This is a genomic window from Halopseudomonas salina (assembly GCF_008641105.1).
In genome coordinates, this window is sequence record NZ_VTTI01000011.1 from 121,200 (window position 1) to 143,000 (window position 21,801).

Here is a 21,801-nt window from a genome sequence, read left to right on the forward strand (position 1 = left end):
CCCCCTGTTATTGGCTGGAGTGCGCTTGTGGAATGGCTTGCTGAATACACGATGTTTCTCGCAAAGGCATTTACCTTTGTAATGGCGGCGTTTCTGATTGTCGCAATGATTGCTTCGCTCAAGCAGCGCAATAAACGCGAAGAGGGCACGCTGACCGTAGTCCCCCTGAATCAGCAGTTGCTACGCATGACGGAGAAGCTTGAGCACGCGGTGCTGAACAAGGCAGCTTTGAAAACGCTGCTCAAGAGCCGCAAGGCAAAAGCCAAGGCAAAAGAGAAATCCACTGAAACAGGCAAGCGTGTCTATGTGTTGAACTTTGATGGTGACATCAAGGCCAGCGCCCTGGATAACCTGCGCCACGAGGTGACCGCCTTGCTGGAGCTGGCCACGGATAAAGATGAAGTCGTCATCAAGCTCGAGAGCGGTGGGGGTATGGTGCACGCCTACGGCCTGGCCGCCTCACAATTGGTGCGAATTCGCGATGCCGGTGTGCCGCTAACAGTGTGCGTGGACAAGGTCGCTGCCAGTGGCGGTTACATGATGGCCTGTATCGGCAACAAAGTGCTGGCAGCGCCCTTCGCGATTCTCGGTTCTATCGGCGTGGTCGCGCAGATGCCGAACTTCAACCGTGTTTTGAAGAAACACGATGTGGATTACGAAATGCTGACGGCGGGTGAGTACAAGCGCACGTTGACGTTGTTTGGTGAGAATACCGAAAAGGGCCGTGAGAAATTCCAGGAAGACCTGGAAAATATCCATCGCCTGTTCAAATCCTTCGTGGGCCAGTACCGCCCGCAGCTGGACGTTGCCGAGGTGGCTACCGGAGAAATCTGGTTTGGCACCGAGGCGTTGGAAAAATCCCTGGCGGATGAAATTTCTACCAGTGATCAGTACATTAGTCGCATGATCCACGAAGCGGACGTCTTTGAAGTGCATTATGTGCATCGCAAGCGGCTACAGGACAAGTTGTCGGCGGGCATGTCTGCCACTGTTGACCGGCTGCTTTTGACTTGGGTGTCACGCTTCCACAATCAGCGTTTCTGGTAGGAGAAAAACATGTCTGAATTCAAGGCTCTGGTCGTCAGTGAAGAAGACGGCAAGTATGTTTCCAAGGTGACCACTCGGCATGTCGATGACCTGCCCGCCGGCGAAGTGCTGATTCGCGTCAAGTATTCCTCGCTGAACTTCAAGGATGCGCTTTCTGCCTCTGGCAACAAGGGGGTCACCAAAAGCTTCCCGCACACGCCAGGCATTGATGCCGCTGGAGTCGTCGAGGCTTCGGCGGTCCCGGAGATAAACGTAGGCGATGAGGTGATAGTAACGGGCTATGACCTGGGCATGAACACCTCTGGTGGCTACGGTCAGTACATTCGCGTACCCGCAGCCTGGGTACTCAAGCGTCCCGAAGGCCTGTCGCTGCGCGACAGCATGCTGCTGGGTACCGCAGGCCTGACAGCGGCGCTGTGCATCGACAAGCTCGAACAGGCTGGGCTGGCGCCCGATCAGGGGCCGGTGCTTGTTACCGGTGCCACCGGCGGGGTGGGGAGTATTGCCGTATCCATGCTGGCGGGTCTGGGTTATGAGGTTGCTGCATCTACCGGCAAGGCTCTGCAGGCAGACTTTCTGCGCAAGCTCGGCGCCAGTCAGATCGTTGATCGTACAGCGCTCGAAGCTGGCAAGGAAAAACCCATGCTCAAGGAGCAGTGGGCTGGTGCAGTGGATACAGTAGGCGGCGACATTCTGTTCAACGTGGTCAAATCACTACGTTACGGCGCCAGCGTCGTCACCTGCGGTCTGACCGCTGGCACCCAGTTCCAGGGCAGCGTACTGCCGTTCATCCTGCGGAACGTGAATCTGCTGGGCGTGGACTCGGTAGAGCAGCCCCTGGTCGTCAAGGCTTCCATGTGGGATCGTCTTTCCGTGCAATGGAAAACTGATCTGCACGCTCTTGAGCACGAAGTCGGTCTGGATGACTTGCCAGCCGAGATTGAACGCATCCTGGGTGGCAAGATGGTCGGGCGTGTGGTGGTCAGGCTGGACTAGGTTTCACCTCTTTCCAGGCTGGGCGCATCTGACTGAAGGGGTCAGATGCGCAGGTTGGCTACCAGCCTCAAGAGGGGAATCGCTCGAACTCGGGCAGCTCCTGAACCTGCAACATCCAGTGAAGCCGCTCGGCCGTCTGTATCTGTACCGCCGGAGGCAGCGCCTCTGGATCGTCCAGAGTCGCAATCTGTACGTCAACGATCTCTGGCAGCACCGCCGCATTGCGGTAAAACAATCCACTGCCACAATCGGGGCAGAAGCTGCGCATTGCGGTACCTGAAGAGTTAATTGTCTTGGGCTGGCCCTGTGTGAGAGTCAACGCGCTCTCCGCAAACATGGCCCAGGCCACCATCGGCGCGCCGGCGCTTCGCTGACAATCTCGGCAATGGCAAAGGGCTGCCGTCTGGGGCTCCCCGTCAAGTTGATAGCGGATGGCACCGCACAAGCATTGTCCTGAATAGAGCATGGCTAATTTCCCTGATATTGAATTGACTGGTGAGAGCAGCCTATTGCTATTAAAGCTACCAATGCAGTTCAGCACAATGGCATCGATGCGTTGTATTTTTTGCGGTAGATCTACGGAGGTAAAGGCACCTGAACGGGTCGAGGTATGCGCTTTGACTGGCGACAGGTTAACCTATCGGATATTGCCAGCAGATACATGAATCTGCTTCTTTGCCAACACCGCCAACCCGGGAAATACAGATGCTCATATACCTTCTCATCGCATGTGATCGCCTTGATGAAAAGCAGGAGAAGAAACTGAAGCAGAATTTGTCAGAGCTGCTAGCGGCTCTGACGGCTTATGTTGACGCCAACGAAGCCAACGATGTGACCCTGATCAATGAGTGCGATAGCGACGACTGCGAGCAATGGCAGTTGGGTATCAGCCAGCCGGTAAAGAAAAATATCCACCTCAACTTTCCGGTGAATCTGTTTAACAGCCTGGCCAGAAAGTACGACATTGATTGCGAGGTGGGTTATATAGAGGACGATACACGCGAGCCGGTCAGCTACTTCGGGAAGCAGGAAGGCGCCGGAGAGGCATTCTTGATAGCGGAGTATCTGGGCTTGTAGCGGGGCATTTCCAATAAAGCGGCATGCGACTGAACGCCGTCAAGGTAGCTGAGATGATGCTGCGGCACCCTATCGTATGGCGCCGCGCGGTGAGATTGATAGAGTCTCAATGCTGATCTGACTCCGGTTTTCTTCTTGTCTGGTTAATGGTCTATATTGATATCATTGCGCAGTCGCTCTCGATCGATAGGCACTGCTCACTGACAACGCGTAGCCATAAAAGACAAGGACAAGGCGCGATGTATGAATCATAAGGTCAGGCAAGCTATCGCAGACCTGTTCGAGCTTTCCGCGAGCACTACCAATGATAAGTGGCTTGCTCTGGTGCTGGGTGAGTCCCTTGAGCCGGTCATACACACGCCTGCCGATACCGCAGAAATCAGATCCTATCTCCAGGCCGCCGAAGACCTGATTGACAGAAGCTCGAAAGAACTTATCAAGGTTGAATTGCGGGAAACGGTCGCTGTACTGAGCGGTGAGACTACCGGATCCACCTTCATGACGGCCCGCACGCTCAAGGCCGTCAATCTGTTCAATGGCAGGGGAGACCACCAGGGGCTACTGGTGGCTCTCAGCGTTTCTCCAAAACCGACCGATACGCCAAAAGAGGAGATCCTTCCCCGTATTGCTCTGCTGGCCGAACAGATTATCTCCGCCGGGACTTCGGAGGATCAGAGCCAGCAAGCGCTTGAGCACAGCTTCAATATTAATCGCGCGATCCTTGACACGCTCTATGACGCGGTTGTCATGACTGATCTCAAGGGGCGAATCCAGAGCGTGAATCCCGCGCTTGTTAAGATGTTTGGATACCCCGAAAACGAACTGGTCGGCGAATTCATCACCAAACTCATGCCACCAGAAGTTGCGCATCATCATCCTGGTTACATGCAGGCCCATGCTGAAGGCAAAACCACCGGCAAAATCATGGGTAATTTGCGTGCGGTCCAGGGTTTGAGGGCCGACGGCACGCGTTTTACGCTTCAGATCGCGATTACAGAAACCAGGGTCGGGTCTGAACGCTTGCTGGTCGCCGCTTTGCAAGACATCACAGAAAGCGAGGAGGCCAGGTTGAACCTCAAACGCTTTCGCAAGACACTCGACAGCACGCTCGATTGCGTATTCATGTTTGATGCTCAGACCCTGCAGTTCTTCTACGTGAACCAGGGTGCGGTTGACCAGCTTGGTTACACCCAGAGCGAACTTCTGGAGTTACACCCCTACGACCTAAAACCCCTCTACCCCGAACCTGAATTCAGAAAGATCATCGCGCCCCTGATGGAAGGCAAGGTACCCCGTTTGAATTTCCAGACTTTTCATCGTCACAAGAACGGCCACAACCTGCCAGTGGATATCTCCATGCAGCTCGTCAAGCTGGAAGACGAGCCTGCCCGTTTCATCGCTATAGTCAGGGACATTTCGGAGCAGAAGCGGCATCAGGAAAAAATCGAGAATCTGGCCTACTTCGATCCGCTGACCAAGCTACCAAACCGCAGCCTGATCGCCTTGAGACTGGAGAGTTGCCTGCGCAACTGCGCTGAAACCGGTTATTTTGGCGCCGTGATGCTCACCGATCTGGATGATTTCAAAGCGATAAACGATACGCTGGGCCATCATGATGGTGATCAGCTATTGATCGAAATTTCTGGCCGATTTGTCAGCGTCCTGGCAGATCACCATTCGATCTCAAGATTGGGAGGCGATGAGTTCCTGATGGTTATCAATACGTCGCACAGGCAGTACAGCGCGGCCCTTGGAGAGGTCAGTAACACCGCTCAGCAACTTCTCACAGCGGCAGCGCAACCATCGGACACTCTGGGCCATGGTCCGCCCATCTCGACCAGTCTCGGCTTCGTGCTTTTCAACGATGACTCAATCAGCGCGAGCGAGTTGATGAGGATGGCCGACATAGCGATGTATGACGCCAAGAAAAAAGGCAAAAACAACTTCAGTCTCTTTGACGACATCATGCATAAAGAGCTGCTAGAGGAACACCAGCTCACGGCGGATTTGAACCGAGCTCTCAATGCAGGGGACGAGATTGTTCCCTGGTTCCAGCCCAAGGTGGATAGCAGTGGCAGATTGATCGGATTTGAAGCGCTGGCCCGTTGGCACCATCCCGAACGCGGGATACTCAACCCCGTCAGCTTTATTGAGTTGGCGGAAAAGAAGAACCTGATAGTGCCCATGAGCGATCAGATACTGATGAAAGCCTGCAGCCAAATGAGCAGCTGGCGCAAAGAGTTCTCGATAGAGAGCTGGACGCTCTCTGTGAACATCAGCCAAAGCCAGTTGGCGATGGGCAACTTCCCCGAAAAGGTAGCCAATACCCTGGCTGAAACCGGCCTGCCGGCATCGGTACTGATGCTTGAGGTTACCGAAAGCGTTATTGCCGAGAGCATTGAAACCAGTATTCAGCAGATGTCCCGAATCCGGGCTATGGGCGTGCGCTTTTCCCTTGATGACTTTGGCACGGGGTACTCCTCCTTATCTTACATACGACAGCTACCCATCGATGAACTGAAGATAGATATCAGCTTTGTGAGGACCCTTTTGAGCAATCCGGAAACCCGCTCGATAGTAAAAGTCATTCTGCTCTTGGCCGATGCCCTGAGCCTGGACGTCATCGCGGAAGGTATCGAACAGGAGGAACAATTACAGGCTCTGGGGGAACTGGGGTGCACAAGATTCCAGGGCTATTTCTTCGGCCGCCCGCAACCGCCTGAACTAATTATCGAAAAGCTGCATGCGGGCTACGAGTAAATCGTTACGCGAGTGTCTGCAAATGCGAGAATAATAGGGTCATCCGTTTTTTGTAGACTCAGGGTAACAACATGGCTATCGATAATAATCGCTTACTTCTGGAACTGGAAAAGCAGCGCCGGGAAATCAATCGCAGCATCATCAATCCAGCCATCCCGGAATTGAGCCTTGAAGAGCTCAACCCGCTGCTGACAATGGTTGCTCAGGCACGTAAGAACTATCTCTGTTGCCTCGCCGATATGGCTAAGGTCTGTCAGGGCAAGGCGCCTGATAGCCGACAAGTAGCCACCTTGCGTGGGTTCAGAGAAACCTATGACGAGCTGGTCAGCGCCGTCAATGCGCTGGAAACGGCAATCCAGCGTGATTACCTGGACGTGCGCACTTCACGACGCTGAAGCGGAGCGAAGCCGCCTCATTTCGGGTAAAAGAAATTGCTAAGCCAGACTCCGAGCGCTGTGCGTCGCGCTCTTGGGGTTGGATTCGTTGAATCAGTTTTTCTGCCATTCGATTGTGTTTCGACCATTTTCCTTGGCGAGATACAGTTGGCGGTCAGCCTCCCGCAAAAGAGCCTCCTGATCAGTGAGCTCTTTGGGCACCCCAGAGGCAACGCCAATGCTGGCAGAGACTCTCAGTTGGTGCTGTTCGTCAGTCACGAGGCTCCGACTCAAGGCGTCCATGATCAGTTGCGCCACGGCTACGGCATTCTCGATGTCTGTCTCGGGGAGAAGAACAATAAATTCCTCACCACCATAGCGGGCAGCAATATCGGCGGAATGCCGTAGACAGGCGCGAATGACTTCGGCCGTTCTGACCAGGCAAAGGTCTCCGAAGGAGTGGCCGTAATTATCATTGATGCGCTTGAAGTGGTCGAGGTCGATCATAAGGACGGCAAGCGGCCGTTGGCAGCGGTGGGCGTTTCGGTATTCAGTCAGAAAAACATCGTCAAAGGCGCGCCGATTGAGCAATCGAGTCAGGCCATCAGTGGTACTGATCTCCCTGAGCTTGGCATGGGTTTTCTCCAGCTCCAGTGTCCGCTCAAGGACGATTCGATCAAGGTTTTCATTAGCCTGTATCTGATGTTCAAGCATCTTTTGCTGCGCTTTGGCTGCATCCTGCCGAGCCAACGCCGCCATGCGTTTTTCGAAACGCATGCGATGAGCCAGGGCAAAGGACAAAAGAACGGCCTGCAGACCAGCGCCTATCTGCGTGATCCGCATGGAAAACCACTCGAGCGGAAGGATACCCAGGGATGTAAGTGCCAGCAGCATGCCCACGACCAGTAGACAGCCCCATGCCAGGTTGAATACCCAGGCGCCATGGAAGCCGTCAAGCCAGCGTGCGAACCCGGCCCATACAGCACAGATGATCCCGCCAATGGCTAGCAGGACCGCAAGCATCATCATCTGTTGATAAGGCAAGATGAATGCACCGGCCATGATGAGTGCGGAGGCATACACAAAACCCAGAGCCAGGCGGCCCAGAAATGGGCGCGTCTGTGGAAGCAGAAGGAAGCTACGGAAAAACAGTGCGGCAAAAGCGACCAGGCTGGCGACTGACATGATCGGCACCACGTCGTTCAGCCAGGTAGCATCAGGCCAGAGATATTTGAACGAGATGCCCTCGATGCCCCCAAACACCACGGCAGTGGACAGCACCATCATGGCGTAATAGAAATAGCTGACATCGCGGATCGACTTGAGTATCAGCAGATTGTATAGGGCCATGACCAGCATGGCGCCATAGAACAATGCCTGTGCCACAGCTCTCTCGTAACTGCGCTCCACCAGGTGCTGATTGCTGTAGATATGCAGAGGGATAAGTACTGAAGAGCTGCTGCGAACCCTCAGGTACACGGTAGTGGTGTCGCTCTGCTGCAGTTTCAGCGGGACGGCAAAGTGGGGGTAATCCAGGAGGCGCTGAGCATGGGGAAGCTTGTCGCCTAACGAATGATGCGCAGCCAAGGAGCCGTTCTCGTAGATATACACATCTACCCAATCGAGAATTGCGTTGCCGATCACCAGAACATAGGGTGTTGCGGGGCTGTTATCCGTTAATTCCCGGGAGACGGTGAACCGAACCCAGTAGGTTGAGCTGGTGAAACCGAAGCTGAGCACCTCTCGTTTGGGGGGTTGCCACTCAAGCCCGCTTGCGAGCAGCGCGTCGATGCCTAGCTGGCCCTCCTTGTCCTCCAGGTATTCTATATGGGTGTTGAGGGAGAACAATGACTGACCGGGAGAGAGTATCAGCGGTTGAGGGGGCTCCGCGGCCAGTGGCGCAGTCGAGAGTGCCAGCAGCCAATACAGAATAAGCCGTATCCATCTCATAGGGATGGCGCCCCAGGTTGCCATTCAACGCGGTTCCGGCCGTTGCCCTTGGCGAGGTAGAGATGCTGGTCTGCTTCTTTTAACAACGTCTCTCGGTCTGATGTGCTCCGGGGGATGTGGGCGGCGACCCCGATACTTGCGGTAAGGGTGACGGTATATTGCCCATCATCGACGATCATGCATGCCAGGGCGTCCAGGATGGCCTGACCGATGGAGGCTGCACCCTGGGTATCCGTATCAGGCAGCATGACGATGAACTCCTCGCCCCCATAGCGTGCGACGACATCGGAGGCGCGGCTGAGACTGTTCTTGATTGCCTGGGCCGCATGGGTCAGACAGACGTCGCCGAACAGATGCCCGTAGCTGTCATTGATGTGCTTGAAGTGATCAAGATCGACCATCAAAACAGCGAGAGAGGATTGATTCCGGTAAGCCCGCTCATATTCGACAAGAAAGCGATCTTCAAAGGCACGCCGGTTGAGTAGGAGAGTCAGACTGTCTGTCGCGCCAAGTGCCTCCAATCTCTCGTTTGCTTCCTGCAGCTCAGCAGCGCGGTGTTGCACTAGCCGATCAAGATCTTCATTGGCCTTGATCTGCTGGTCCAGCAATGCTTTTTGCGCGGCTGTAGATTCTTGTTCGGCTTTCTCCCGCAGATCGCGCTCTGAGTTCATTCGGTAGGCCAGCGCGAATGATAGAAGAAGCGCCTGCATGCCAGTCGCGAGCTGCATGACATTCTCGGTAAACAGGTTGCGCGGGAGAATGCCGAGCTTGTTGAACGCGAAAACAATCCCTCCAGCGAGTACGAAGGTCCAGGCAAGGTTAAGGTACTTGGCAGCTTCAAACCCATCTCGCCAGCGGACAATGGCAGCCCAGAAACCCGCTACTATCCCGACTACCGCGAGCACTATGGTTGTTTGAACCAGCGGCCGATAGGGCAGGTAAAACGCGGTGGCCATCGTGAACAGGGGCAGGATCGCGATCAACAGCATTACCCTGTCCAGTACTGGTCGGGTATTTGGGGTATCCAGAAATCTGCGAAAAAGCAGAGCGGAAAAAATGACCAGACTGCTAAGTGCCACGATCAAAATGGAATCATTCAGCTCAGTTGTATTTGGCCATAGGTATTTGAACGTCAGCCCCTGAATACCACCCAGTAACGTCATGATCGATACGACTACCAGAACGTAATACAGATAATTGACGTCGCGAATGGAGAAGAAAACCAACAGGTTGTATACCGCCATTATCAGCATGGCCCCGTAGTAAAGAGCCTTTATCATTCCCTGGTTGTAATTGATCTCGACCATGGTTAGTTCCTGAGTCAGGTTCAGAGGGACCTGGACCGCTGATGTGCTCAGGACACGCAAGTAGACGCTGGTCATCACAGTGGGGTGTAGCGCTATCGGCACGAGAAAATGGGTGTGGTCGATCGGGCGCTGAAAGTAGGGCTGCTGATCACCCATTGAGTGGTACGCCACCTGTGCGCCGTTCTCGAAAATATAGACTTCGACATGGTCCAGCACCGGATAGGCTATCTCCAGCAGATAGGTCTCGGGTAGGGCCTCGGCCTGAGTGAGTCCGACCCGAAGCCAATAGGCGGAGGCCGAATAACCGAAGTTGAGAATGTCCTGATCGGAATTGAGCCAGCGGGAGGAGGGGGCTCGAGCCTGGTCGATCGTCAATGTGCCGCTAGGATCTTCCATGTAATCTACATAGGGTCCCAACTGAACGCGGGTAAGGTCAGAGGTGAGGGACAGGGCATCGGCATATACTGGAAACGCATGGCAAAACAGGAACGCCAGCAAGGCGCGGCGGACAAGGTGAGAGTACTTGCTGTTCAAACGAAACAAACCCGTGTGACTCGACATGGCAGTTGATCAGCCTCGATATACTTCTGATCTTATCGTTCATTCATCGAGCCGAACAAACGATGCGACAAATACAGTTACAATGCTGAGAGCCTTTGCGAGCGGATAACGGCCAAACACAGACAGGTTCACAAAAGGGTTTATAGCCGCAATTTTGCAAGCCAGAGTATCTGCTGAAATGCCAGTTGGCTTTTTGACGCTGCTTTTCGGTGGGGAGACACACTTGGCAAAGAGCCTCATCATTGCTGACATCCAATACTATTGTCGGCCAGGTGACGTCATTCTTGAAATGCTCTTTTGGTAGCAAGAACACATGCCGGTTAATATTTTCGCCGGGGCTTTACGCGGGCCCCGAGATTAAGTCTTATCCGACAGCCTCATGACTGACTCCAACTTCGGCTGAGACCCATGACAGCGGTGATTAGCAGCCAGCTGTGATAGCCGGACTGAGTTATGCGCTCGAATCCACCGACCCAATCCAGTCCCAGCTTGTGTGCAAGCGCAGCCCCCATCCCACCCAGCAGCATCGCGCCAAGCGCAAGCCATGTCAGACCTCGGTACCAGCGGTTAGCTTTGCAGGCCTGCGTTGCGGCCAGCATTTAGTCCTTTGGCAGCGCTTGAGTTTCAAGAAGGTATCAAACCCCGGTTTCCCTAACTGTTCACAAGTTGGAGGCTACTCCACACGGCTATCACACCATTTGGCGTTTCTCGATTCAGGGGTCTTGTGACATGTGCTGCACGCTCAGGCGGGTGCCAAGTTCCAGAGTAACGGGGCGATCCCATTTTTCTTCCAGTTGGTCGCGCAGCTGTTCGAGATCCTCACGCTGCAGCCATTGCTCGGCAACCAGGTCGCCACGCACCAGCAGGCTGCCGCCCTGGCGACTGACTTGCAGGTTGCTCAGGTTGACGGGCTTGCCATTGATCAGCAGGCCATAGCGGCTAAGGTCGCGTTCGATCTGCCAGTGGCTGTTCATGTCGATAAAAGCCAGTGTCAGCGGAATCGATACGGCCAGTAGCAGTACGCCGGAAATCGCCAGCCCGCGCTTGGCACGCACCAGCGGGGCATAGCCCAGCACCAGAAAGGTCAGCGCCGCACTAAGGGCAATGCCGACCAGGTTGGTAAGAAACAACAGCATGGCGCCGCTGAACACTTCCCATTGCCACCAGCCAATGCCGATGCCGGCCACCGACAGCGGTGGCACCAGGGCTACGGCAATGGCGACTCCGGGCAGACTTTTCATGATGCTTTCGCGAGCATGCGCATAGCCGCCAGCAATACCCGAAGCAATGGCAACCCCGAGATCCAGCAGATTGGGGTGAAGGCGCCCGGCCATCTCCGGGGTGATGCGATCAATCGGGATAATCAGGGCGATGATGGCTGCCGTACCCAGCGCCAGCAGAACGCCGATACCAATGGTCAACAGCGAACGGTCCAGCAGGGTCCTGTCACCTCGCAGCAAGCCCATGGCCAAAGAGATGATCGGCGCCATAAGCGGTGCCAGGACCATGGCACCAATGATCACCGCAGCGCTGGAGAGAAACAGACCGAAGCTGGCCACAACAACGCTGAGCGCCATCAGCGCAATGTAGTGCGCAGGAGCCTGGGCATTATCGCGCAAGAGCAGAAACAGATCCTTGAAATCATCCTCCAGCGCGCGAGTGAACAGCGGCAGGTGACTCTGGATCATTTTCAGGCGTGTTTCATTGGTCGGCAGATTCTCGACCCTCATGGTGTCCTTGCTCTGGCGGTTGCCTTGCTGGCTGGCCTGAAGAATCTCACCGGTATTGATGCGCACTGCCTCGGGATAGAGCTCAAGTTCAATCACGCTGGCCTGTCGGCGCCGGCCGTCAACGAAGTAGGTCAGCTGTTGCGATGACTCCAGCTTGAGGTGCTGGCTCTTGATATAACTGACCGCGGCTGGCAAACGTTTTACCCCGGCTTCGCCCTTGAATACGGCGGCCAGTAGAAAGGCCAGGTATTCGGTCACTGATTTTGGCGCAACCAGGATTGTCGAGATCTTGCGATCCTGCGCCGATATGCTGGTGTTGATCAGTTTGGCAGCGGCGCTGTTGACGTCATTCTCGATGGCTACCAGTCCGGTAATCGCGGTTTTCAGCGTGACGTCCTTGCCGGTGGTCAGGGTGATCGGGAAGGGCTTGATCACCAGCAAGTTGCGCAGGCTGTTCCAGACCAGTGCCAGCCAGTAGAGCAGGTGCTGCCAGTTCGAGGCCTTGCGGTTTTGGTAAGTCTTGCTGCGCTGGTCGAGGAACGGGGTTTCGCCAAGCATCAGCATGCCCAGCACTACCTCGTTATTGCAACGCACCACATCCAGTGCGGTGGCATTGCCAGCGAACGCCAGTGCCAGCGCGTCATCGCGTTTGCCCGGGATGCCAAACCAACGGTGCAGGCGGCTTTTCGGATTGGCCGGGATGATGCCCAGCGAGAAGTTCAGGGTTTTGGCCTGGTTAACGTATTCGCTTATGTCATCGTCCTCGACAATCACCACCACATGCTCGGCGTGGTCCAGGCAGAGCCCCGGTTGGCTGAGAAAAGTGTTCTTGTCGAATTCATGGAGAAGAATGTTGCGTTCTGCGGCAAAGGCGCGAATATCCGGCAAGCGAGCCTGGTGTGCGACTGGGCAGACGAGCAGTACCTGTTGATGAAATGTCACGTGCGAGGATTTCCGATTGGTATGCAAGGCGTCAATTGTGCGTGATCGATGCTTGTCGGAAAAGGGCTGGGTGACAAGAACCTGATTTACTCCTGGCATCTCGCTTCTGCGCATGGGAGTGAAAAGTTGGGGTCAGATAAACATTTTTCTTTAAGCCCAATTGGTCAAGGTTTGCTATTGCGAGATAAGTTACACTGTTTGCTTTTCACAAGTGCTCAGTCAGCGCCAAGTTAATCAATTACCAGCGAATTAACTTTGGTACTGCAAAACGCCCCGCCAGCGCGCAAAAGCCCACCGGAATACAGTGCCATATGGCGAGATGGCCCAGGCTATCGAACGGGCAGGACAGACCGTAGGCAAAGCTGCCAATGGCACCGGCGGCGAAGCCGGTCAGGGTGCCCGCCGCCACAAGTGACACAGGCGCACCACGGCGCAACCAAAAAATCAGAGCGCCGGCAGTAATCATACCGAACGCTATGCCCTGCATGGCGCAGGCAAAACCGTGAACGTCCGTTATAACCTCATCCATCCGGCCGTGTGCGGTCTCTGTGATGATCGCGCTTGCCGGTATGATGGCCAGTAGCAAGGTGCTCCAGAGGGTGGGGCGGGCGGAGTTGCCGACCTGAGGGTTGGCCATATGTACCACGGTCCATGCTGCGCCGCCGCCGAGGGCGGCCAACATGCCGTTGGTGATAAAGAAAAATGCCGAGGCCCTCCCGGAGGTTACCCCCTCCCATACGCCCAATAGCAAAACCACTAGAACAAGAGTCGCAAGCGCGGCTGCAGCCACCCAAAGTAACCCTTGTCGCGGCAGAACCGGGTGGATGGGTTGCAGGTCTTCAGTTAAGTCATCGATCAGAGATTGGTTCGTTTTTTTCATATTAATTTGCCTTTTCCACCAGTGAGGTCAGTCGTTTTAGCCCACGGTGAACGTTGATTTTGACCAGGCTTTCGCTTTGCCCAGTTCGTGCCGCTGCCTCAGCAACGGAAAGCCCGCTGATTTTAACCAAGTCAATCACGCTTCGCTGTTTATCGGGCAACTGTGCCAGCAGGCGATCCAGGCTTAAACGGGCGTGCAATGCATCTTCTTCACCAGGTGCAGCGTAGTCGGCATCATCCAATGGCTTCTCTGGCGCGCGATAATGGCCGCGCAAATGGTCCAGCCACCGATAGCGAGCAATGGCCGCTAACCAGGGTAGAAACGCACGCGATGAGTCCCAGGTCGCGCGTTTGTTGTGCATGGCCAACATCACCTCCTGCACCAGGTCATCAAGCTGCTGCGGCGCTACCCGGCGGCGGAAATAACGTTCCAGCCAACGCTGCACTTCCTTGAGGAGGGTGCGGTAGGCCGCTCGGTCTCCCATCTGGGCGGCTGCCATCAAGCCTGCAAGTGTGGGTTCATCCTGCTGCATTGTGTGATTACTCAACCTGTGCAGGTGGCCGCTTGGCAGCTTCAAGCGGTGCAGATGTAACAAGGCGCTTACGTGCAATCATCTCCATCATGCGAGCCAAAGCTGCATCCAGCGTCAACCAGCCACCTCCGCGCACCATCAGCACAAGGGCCATAGCGGACCATAGGCTGTGGGTCGCCCACCAAGCCTCCGGGTAGACAAAAATCTGAATGACCAGAGTCATGATCAACAATGCCATCGCCGAGAAGCGTGTGGCCAGACCCAGAACCAACAGAACCGGGAACACATGCTCGGCGTAAGTGGCCAGAGGTGTCGCCAGTTCCGCCGGCAGAGGCAGGCCAGTGTATTCATACTCGAACAGTGTATAGGCGCTGTCCTTTATCGTGATCAAAGTTTCCGCTTCTACCTTGGTGCGCCCGGAGCGCCAGAACACGCCCGCCAGGGCTACACGGACCAGAAGCAGTGCCAGCCCCTCGGTGAAGGGCGTGGTTAGCGGACGAAGTAACGCGTGGTAAACCGTGCTCGCCCTTTGCCATTGAATAAATAGCATGGGTTGGATTACCCCTCTATAGGCGCAAGCGAGCCCATGCCATTGGGCGTATCAATACTTTCACATGTGCCGGCTTCCACCAGTGTCCAGGCGTTGCCCTGGTAATCCGTGGTGGAGGTTCCTGCGCAACTGGTACCGGCACCGGCAGCGCAGTCGTTCTCTCCGGCTTTCGCGACACCGTAGCATTTCTCCATGGGGGTTTTTTCCTCGGCACCGGCCGTCGCAGCCATCAGGCCGCTTGCCAGAGTGGCAGTAAGGGTCAGCCCCGCAAGGCGGGCAATTGTTCGCGTGTTCATAGCAGTCACCGTTGTTCATAAGTTGAAGGTTTAGTGCGCCACTTTCCTCGCGGGCACATCTGCTAATTCGTTGGGCGTGTTCATTGGGTTACACCTGAAAAATAAAAAATCGGGTGTAACTTCTGATCGGGCGTGAGCGAACCAGTTAGTGCGCGCCTAACGCGTACTTCCTTCACTTGAAAACACACTGTTTGAAAAGGACCTGAGCATGAAAACATTTTCTCAAAAAGCGACCATGACCGCCGCCACCGCCGCTGCCTTCGCCATCCTCTCTTTGACGGCAAGCGCAGCAGAGCTCCCTGCTGGCAGCAAAGGCGTGGCCATTAACGCCGCAGACAAGGTGCATTGCTATGACGTGCACAGTTGTAAGGGTATGTCCGATTGCGCGACCACCGAGCACGACTGTAAAGCCCAGAACGCCTGCAAAGGGCACGGCTTCAAAGCGATGGAAGCCGGTGCATGTCTGAGCAAAGGCGGCACCATCGGTGACCTGGGCTGATTGGCCAAAGGCTAAATCTGGATTGAACGCCACCAACCTATGTATCTACCCAGTTTGACCGCCTGCATTCCCCCGGGAGTGCAGGTTCTAAAACTCACAGCTTCGGAGCAGAAATATGTCCAAACCCATAACCTTTCCCGGCTACGGGCTGGGCCTTCGCTCGCCCCACTATCAGAACTTTCTTGAGCATCAAGTGCCTGTGGATTTTGTGGAGGTGATTTCCGAAAACTTTATGATCGAGGGCGGCAAGCCACTGCGTATTCTCGAGCAAGTTCGCCAGAAACACGAAGTCAGCTTACATGGCGTATCCATGTCGGTTGGCTCTGCCCAGGGCTTGGATCAAGGCTATTTGGCCCGCCTCAGAACACTTGTCACGCGTATAGAGCCCTTGTGGGTTTCAGACCATCTCTGCTGGACACGAACCACCGCCCACAACAGTCATGATCTTCTCCCTTTGCCCTTGACTATGGAGGCACTGGAAATCGTTTGTGCCAATATTCATCATGCACAGGAATACTTGGGTCGCGCCATGCTGTTTGAAAATCCCTCGAGTTACCTGTCCTTTCCCGAAGACGAAATGACCGAGGCGCGTTTCCTGAAGGAGATGGTCTCGCGTACTGGTTGCTACCTGTTGCTGGACGTTAATAACCTGTGCGTTAACGCCCACAATCATAACTTTGACCCGCTGGAGTATCTGGAGCAGTTGCCGCTTTCGCGAGTCCGCGAAATTCACCTGGCCGGGCACACGCCTGGCGATATTCGCATCGACACCCACGATCGACCAGTATGCGGGGAGGTTTGGGCGTTGTACGAGAAGGTAGTGAACCGGGTTGACGGAGTGGGCACTTTGCTGGAGCGCGACGATGCCATACCGCCGCTGCCGGAATTGCTGGCGGAGCTGGACTGTGCACGGGACTGCGCGCGCAAGGTGAAACAGGAGACAGCGGCATGACCTCGCTCGCAACCATGCAAAACCAAATGATAGCCAGCCTGGTTGGTGAGGACGCTATTGTTTCCGGGTACTGGAGCAAGCAGCAACAGGCAGGATTGGCGGTGTACCGTAATAATTATCGCACCGCGACAATTGAGGCTCTGCACAACACCTTTGGGCGCACCTGTCGGCTGGTAGGCGAAGCGACATTTACCCGGGCGGCTATTCATCACCTTGTTCAACATCCACCGCACAGTTGGTCGTTGGATCATGTTGGCCAAGACTTTTGCTCGACCTGTGCGGCTCTTTTTCAAAACGATCCCGAGGTGTCGGAACTGGCGTGGCTGGAATGGGCCATGCATTGTGCGTTTACTGCACCTGATGTTGACGCTATGCAGGTGACCGCCTTTGCCGAGGCCACCGCTTCTTTTGAGTCAGACGCCTGGTATGAACTGCGCTTGCGATTCACCCCGGAACTCACCGCGCGCGTCGTTACTCATGATCTGATAGCACTATGGCAACAAACGGCAACGGCACAAGCCGCACTGCCGGTCGGCAAACTGAGCGCATCACACTCGGCCATCGTTTGGCGTGAAGGAGAGCTCCCGGTGTTCCGCCTTTTAGATAACTACGAGGCAGGCGCACTGCAAGCGATGATGGGCGGTGCGAGTTACGGCGATGCCTGTGAGATAGTCCTGGCTGCATGCCCTGCAGACGAAGCAGCAGCCGCTGCAGGAACCATGCTTAGTCGCTGGCTAACCGACGGGCTGGTTGTCAGCATCGGTTAAGGATTATTTATCGAGCTATAGGTACCGCATAGCCAGGCCTAAAGGGTGGTCCGTTCTCTGACTTTTGGAATCACACAGGAGGCTGGATCGTAGATACGTTTACCGACAGGCAAGACCTGACAGCTCTTCCTATGAATTTTGGCTTTCCGCTTTCAGCGGCAGTTGCCCGCCTTGCGGAAACCCTGGGTAATGGCTTCCTGTTCAGAGCCAAATTCGATCCGGTTTTTCTTGCCAATCTGCGTGTAGCCCGGGCAGCCATTTGGCAAGTGATACAGCTGACTGCGACTGTTACCTCGCACTCCAGCGCTCGCCTCCGGTGCTTCTGACATTGTGTTGACTCCTACGCTTTTAAGCCCGCCGGCCTGATTGCGATGGTGCAAGGTCCAGTAACGCGTGCCTGTGACGAAGGGGTTGTCGTGGCCCATCAGGCTGCTGACACGTCGGTTGCGCAGCTGCTCCCATTCGCTGGCCGGGAACTGCTTGTCCCAGGCCATCAACAGGCGTTGCTGTTGCTCTGCCAGCCGCAAGTCGTAATGATCGTGCATATAAAAGTAGGTGCGGGCGATTTGCCCTTTGACCGCGTTACGTGGCTCGGCCACACGCCCTTTGAAGTCCACCTTGAAGTCGCAGCGTCCATGCTGCCGTGGCGCCGACGGCAACACACCAAAGCGGTAGTTACTGCGGTCTGCATTAACTTCGCCGACGGTCGGGGTGAGGTTATGCAGATCGGCCTCCATGCGATTGAACAGCGGATCGGTGCGCTTGCAGTTGCTGCGTCCACCTTGCTGCCAGCATTGGCGCTGTTGTCCGAACAGCGAGGCCGGGACGATGTGCTCCCACTCAATGCGCTGGGCACGGTTGGGCTGGGCGCGTATCTGGTAATCGCAAGCTTGCAGATCAGGGCGACCGCCGGAGCGACCGGTCCACTCCCAGTTGCAGCCACAGTAGAGGCTGCCGAGTGTATTGCGATCATGATAGACCTGTTCGCGGGCCTGGTTTTTTGCGGCCTCGAATGAGACTGGAGCGGCAAGCAGCGTACTACTGAGTAACCACAGCGCCAGCAGGGAGGCGCCAAGCCCGTAACGGCTAAATCGATACATTGAACGGCTTATAGCAATGTACAACCGGGGTCCCGGCTACTTCTGGGCGGGAGTATACGTGATCTGTCTGATAATGCAGGTGCTGTTGAGGCACCAGATAAATGCTCACACATTTCGGGGTCTTATACCTGTATTCGGCTGCTAAGCTGTTTTACAAATGTCGTGAAATTCACGGCGAAATAACGGATCTGATTTCCCAACCACTCAGGAGCAACCATGGTCCCCTTCAGACATTCACTGATTTTTCTCGCCACCCTTGGGCTGTTGACCGCCTGCGATAACTCATCGAATCCGGGTAACCAGGAGCAGCTTTCAGCACCTACCAGCGCTGTCGAGGCAGCGCCGGAAGAGGCGGCTCCCGTTGCTACCGACACAGAAACTGCCGAAACGATGGCGGCACCTGATCAGGACGAAATGGAAACAACTGACTCTGGTTCGTCTTTTTCGATGACCGAGATCGCGCAGTTCGAGTCACCCTGGGCCATGACATTCCTGCCAGACGGTCGCCTTCTGGTGACGGAGATGGCAGGCAACCTGCGTCTGCATGATCTGGGGGCAGGCGAAACCGAGAGTATTGAGGGCGTGCCCGACGTCGTTCATGCCGGGCAGGGCGGATTGGGTGATGTGCTGTTGCACCCGCAATTTGCAAGTAACCAGCAGATCTATATCAGCTATGTCGAGGCTGGTGACGGTGGCTCCGGTGCTGCGGTAGCCCGGGCCCGGCTGGTATTGGACGAGAATGGTGGTGGCTCGCTTGAGGATCTGGAAGTGATCTGGCGGCAGACGCCGAAGATGTCTGGCGATGGTCATTTCGGCCACCGTCTTGCATTTGATGATGAGGGAATGCTCTGGATCAGCTCCAGCGAACGTCAGGAGTTTGATCCTGCCCAGGACATGACGGGCAACCTGGGCAAGATGGTCAGACTGAACGACGATGGTAGCGTGCCTGAGGGTAATCCCTTTACCGATCAGAGCGAGGTCGCGGCCCAGGTCTGGTCATTGGGGCACCGAAATATCCTGGGCATGGTCTTCGATGCTGAAGGCAGGTTGTGGGCCCATGAAATGGGTCCCAAAGGTGGCGATGAGCTGAATCTGATCGAAAAAGGTGCCAATTACGGTTACCCAATAGTATCCAATGGCGAGCACTATGACGGCAGGCCCATCCCCGATCACGATACTCGTCCAGAGTTTGAAGCGCCCGTTATCAGCTGGACGCCGGTTATCTCACCAGCGGGCTTCATCATCTATGACGGAGAGCTTTTTCCTGAGTGGCAAGGCAGCGGCTTTATCGGTGGCCTTTCGTCTCAATCCCTCGTGCGTGTCGAGTTCGATGGAGAGAGTGCGCGGGAGGCAGAACGTTTTGACTTGCAACAACGTGTGCGTGAGGTTGAGCAAGGTCCGGACGGGGCGATCTGGCTACTGGAAGATGGTAAACGGGGAGGCAACGGCTCGCTGCTGAAGTTGACGCCCCAGTAGTAGGTCTGCGGCAGAGCCAGCTTATTTCTGGCTCTGCTACTAAGTTTTAAGCATCACCTCTGCGCCGTATCTGTGCCGTGCTGAATAAAGTTGGTGGTTGTAAACAACAGACACACATTTTACTTGAATTGATTTGAAATGGTCATGGCGTGATTTATTGTATTACCAGTAACAATGAACTGCCCGCATAGAGTATCGCCATGATCAGAACACTGATAGCTCGTTTAGTTGGGCGCAGCTCGAGCCAGAACCAGATTCTGGAGCAAGCACTTGACGCCGTTGTATCGATTGACGCAAGAAACAATGTGACTTTTTTCAACGCTGCGGCTGAACGACTCTGGGGTATATCGAGGCGAGAGATCCTTGGCCAGAATGTTAACAAACTGGTCCCGATGTCGATTCGTGCAAGCCATGACGATCTGGTTAACGCTAACCGGATCACCGGTCAGGACAAAATAGTCGGCACATCCAGGGACGTACTTATCGAACGCGCCGACGGCGGCAAGATATGGGCAAACCTTTCGCTGTCGAAAGTCAGAATGGGCCGAGAGATTACCTACACTGCGTTTGTCAAGGACATCAGCGCGGAGCGCAATAACCGGGAAAGTATTCGACAGATACTCGAGCAGAGTATTGATGCGGTTGTCAGTATTGACGAGTTGAACTGCGTAACATTTTACAACGCCGCCGCTGAACGCTTGTGGGGTTACGCGGCTGGTGAGGTCATTGGTAAGAATGTTCGTATGTTGGTACCTCGAGTTATCCAACATCAACATGATGACTTGGTTAACGCCAACCGGCGCACCGGAGTCGACAAGATTGTCGGCACCTCCAGGGAAGTTGAAATTGAACGCAAGGATGGCAGTAAACTCTGGGGTAGCCTGTCTCTTTCAAAGGTACAGCTTGAAGGTAAAACACTGTACACCGCCTTCATCAAGGACGTTACCGCTCAAGTTATGCAACGCGAAAGAGTCCGACTTCTCTCGCTTGTGGCAGACGAAACGGACAATGCAGTCATCATTACCTGCCCCGAGGGTCTTATTGATTATGTCAATCCAGGGTTTGAGCGCCTGACCGGATATAAGTTGTTTGAGGTGCAGGGTAAAAGGCCTGGCCCACTGTTGCAGGGTCCTCATACAGATAGTGTAACGGTCGCGAATATCCGGTCAAAACTTCATGCCCAGGAGCCATTTTATGATGAAATCCTCAACTATGATCGCCATGGCAAACCCTACTGGATTTCGTTAGCCATCAACCCGGTTTTTGATGAATCAGGACAACTCAAACAGTTCATATCCATTCAGGCCAACATTACAGATACTAAACTCAAGGCGCTGGACTTTACCGTCAAGCTCCACGCTATAGGTGCTACTAACGCGATACTCGAGTGGAATGCTCAGGAAAAGGTGGTAGATGCCAACCCCTTCTTGCTCGAACTGCTCGGTTACTCCTCGGTCAAGGACCTGCCAGGCACTCAGTTCGACCTGGAAAACTTTGTAGATCGGGCCGGATTGACGCAGCTCAAGCAAGGCCAACCTGTACAAATGGACAAGACCGTTTTCGACAAACAGGGCAAAACCCACTGGTTGTCAGCTACCATCAGCCCAGCGCGGGGATTTGATGGGGCGATCCACAAATATGTGATGTTCGGGACTGACTCGTCTGTACGCATGCAAACCATCGAAAAAACCAAGGAGGCCATGCAACAGGTGGTCGACTCGAGCCAGCGGATAGGCGCTATTGTTTCCACCATCAACGGGATTGCTGCACAAACCAACTTGCTATCCTTGAATGCCGCTATCGAAGCCGCAAGGGCCGGAGAAGCGGGTCGAGGGTTTGCCGTTGTTGCGGATGAAGTGCGACAACTGGCCATGCGATCAGGCGCCTCGGCAAAGGAAATCAATGAGCTACTGAGTGAAACGGTGTCGCGCATTGACGGTTTGGCAGATACCCTCAGCCGTTTGTCCAACAGAGGAGGCAGTGGCTAGCTTCCAAACCCCAGTTA

19 protein-coding genes are annotated in these 21,801 nt (G+C 55.0%); 10 read left to right on the forward strand and 9 right to left on the reverse strand.

Going from position 1 to position 21,801, the window contains the following annotated elements:
- The first annotated feature begins 27 nt into the window (after positions 1-27).
- The gene (gene sohB / locus FZF01_RS16085) at positions 28-1,047 is read left to right on the forward strand and encodes a protease SohB (RefSeq protein ID WP_150279097.1); all 1,020 of its coding nucleotides are present in this window, start codon (positions 28-30) and stop codon (positions 1,045-1,047) included.
- A 9-nt stretch (positions 1,048-1,056) separates the two neighbouring features.
- Positions 1,057-2,043 carry a YhdH/YhfP family quinone oxidoreductase gene (locus FZF01_RS16090; RefSeq protein WP_150279098.1) on the forward strand — a complete coding sequence of 329 codons (987 nt, stop codon included), beginning with the start codon at positions 1,057-1,059 and terminating at the stop codon, positions 2,041-2,043.
- A 67-nt stretch (positions 2,044-2,110) separates the two neighbouring features.
- On the opposite strand, the gene FZF01_RS16095 is transcribed toward FZF01_RS16090, so the two are convergent.
- The gene (locus FZF01_RS16095; protein WP_150279099.1) at positions 2,111-2,509 is read right to left on the reverse strand and encodes a GFA family protein; all 399 of its coding nucleotides are present in this window, start codon (positions 2,507-2,509) and stop codon (positions 2,111-2,113) included.
- A 239-nt stretch (positions 2,510-2,748) separates the two neighbouring features.
- Here FZF01_RS16095 and FZF01_RS16100 point away from each other — a divergent pair, with 239 nt between their 5' ends.
- From FZF01_RS16100 to FZF01_RS16110, 3 genes are all read left to right on the forward strand, one after another.
- Positions 2,749-3,120, forward strand: coding sequence for a hypothetical protein (locus FZF01_RS16100; protein WP_150279100.1), 372 nt, complete (start codon positions 2,749-2,751; stop codon positions 3,118-3,120).
- Positions 3,121-3,363: 243 nt separating this feature from the next.
- Complete coding sequence (locus FZF01_RS16105) at positions 3,364-5,880, forward strand: sensor domain-containing protein (RefSeq protein ID WP_150279101.1); 2,517 nt, start codon at positions 3,364-3,366, stop codon at positions 5,878-5,880.
- Positions 5,881-5,951: 71 nt separating this feature from the next.
- Complete coding sequence (locus tag FZF01_RS16110; protein WP_150279102.1) at positions 5,952-6,275, forward strand: hypothetical protein; 324 nt, start codon at positions 5,952-5,954, stop codon at positions 6,273-6,275.
- A 93-nt stretch (positions 6,276-6,368) separates the two neighbouring features.
- Here the strand turns inward: FZF01_RS16110 and FZF01_RS16115 are convergent, their stop codons facing one another.
- The 7 genes from FZF01_RS16115 to FZF01_RS16145 all read right to left on the reverse strand — a co-directional run bounded on the left by FZF01_RS16115 (position 6,369) and on the right by FZF01_RS16145 (position 15,002).
- Positions 6,369-8,204 (reverse strand): sensor domain-containing diguanylate cyclase, encoded by a 1,836-nt coding sequence (locus tag FZF01_RS16115; protein ID WP_188434480.1) that lies wholly within the window; start codon positions 8,202-8,204, stop codon positions 6,369-6,371.
- Positions 8,201-10,072 carry a sensor domain-containing diguanylate cyclase gene (locus FZF01_RS16120; RefSeq protein WP_150279104.1) on the reverse strand — a complete coding sequence of 624 codons (1,872 nt, stop codon included), beginning with the start codon at positions 10,070-10,072 and terminating at the stop codon, positions 8,201-8,203. Before FZF01_RS16120 ends, FZF01_RS16115 begins: the two co-directional genes overlap by 4 nt.
- Before the next feature lie 713 nt (positions 10,073-10,785).
- On the reverse strand, positions 10,786-12,744 hold the full coding sequence (locus FZF01_RS16125) for a DUF389 domain-containing protein (protein WP_188434481.1): 1,959 nt from the start codon (positions 12,742-12,744) through the stop codon (positions 10,786-10,788).
- A gap of 238 nt (positions 12,745-12,982) precedes the next feature.
- Entirely contained in the window at positions 12,983-13,624 is a 642-nt protein-coding gene (locus tag FZF01_RS16130) for a DUF1109 domain-containing protein (RefSeq protein WP_150279106.1), read from the reverse strand.
- 1 nt (position 13,625) lies between these two features.
- Positions 13,626-14,156, reverse strand: a complete 531-nt coding sequence (locus FZF01_RS16135; RefSeq protein ID WP_150279107.1) for a sigma-70 family RNA polymerase sigma factor — start codon at positions 14,154-14,156, stop codon at positions 13,626-13,628.
- Between the two features lie 7 nt (positions 14,157-14,163).
- Positions 14,164-14,706, reverse strand: coding sequence for a DoxX family protein (locus FZF01_RS16140; RefSeq protein WP_150279108.1), 543 nt, complete (start codon positions 14,704-14,706; stop codon positions 14,164-14,166).
- Positions 14,707-14,714: 8 nt separating this feature from the next.
- A complete protein-coding gene (locus tag FZF01_RS16145; protein WP_150279109.1) occupies positions 14,715-15,002 on the reverse strand; it encodes a BufA1 family periplasmic bufferin-type metallophore in 288 nt (95 codons plus the stop codon).
- Between the two features lie 208 nt (positions 15,003-15,210).
- Here FZF01_RS16145 and bufA2 point away from each other — a divergent pair, with 208 nt between their 5' ends.
- The 3 genes from bufA2 to FZF01_RS16160 all read left to right on the forward strand — a co-directional run bounded on the left by bufA2 (position 15,211) and on the right by FZF01_RS16160 (position 17,220).
- The gene (bufA2, locus tag FZF01_RS16150) at positions 15,211-15,501 is read left to right on the forward strand and encodes a BufA2 family periplasmic bufferin-type metallophore (protein ID WP_188434482.1); all 291 of its coding nucleotides are present in this window, start codon (positions 15,211-15,213) and stop codon (positions 15,499-15,501) included.
- A 115-nt stretch (positions 15,502-15,616) separates the two neighbouring features.
- Positions 15,617-16,453, forward strand: a complete 837-nt coding sequence (gene bufB, locus FZF01_RS16155) for an MNIO family bufferin maturase (RefSeq protein ID WP_150279110.1) — start codon at positions 15,617-15,619, stop codon at positions 16,451-16,453.
- The gene (locus tag FZF01_RS16160; RefSeq protein ID WP_150279111.1) at positions 16,450-17,220 is read left to right on the forward strand and encodes an HvfC/BufC N-terminal domain-containing protein; all 771 of its coding nucleotides are present in this window, start codon (positions 16,450-16,452) and stop codon (positions 17,218-17,220) included. The genes bufB and FZF01_RS16160 overlap by 4 nt, the downstream gene beginning before the upstream one ends.
- A gap of 152 nt (positions 17,221-17,372) precedes the next feature.
- Here FZF01_RS16160 and FZF01_RS16165 read toward each other — a convergent pair whose 3' ends face one another.
- On the reverse strand, positions 17,373-18,320 hold the full coding sequence (locus FZF01_RS16165; protein ID WP_150279112.1) for an endonuclease: 948 nt from the start codon (positions 18,318-18,320) through the stop codon (positions 17,373-17,375).
- A 216-nt stretch (positions 18,321-18,536) separates the two neighbouring features.
- Between FZF01_RS16165 and FZF01_RS16170 the strand changes: the two genes are divergently transcribed.
- Entirely contained in the window at positions 18,537-19,796 is a 1,260-nt protein-coding gene (locus FZF01_RS16170; protein ID WP_150279113.1) for a PQQ-dependent sugar dehydrogenase, read from the forward strand.
- Between the two features lie 200 nt (positions 19,797-19,996).
- Entirely contained in the window at positions 19,997-21,784 is a 1,788-nt protein-coding gene (locus FZF01_RS16175) for a PAS domain S-box protein (protein ID WP_150279114.1), read from the forward strand.
- Positions 21,785-21,801: the final 17 nt, after the last annotated feature.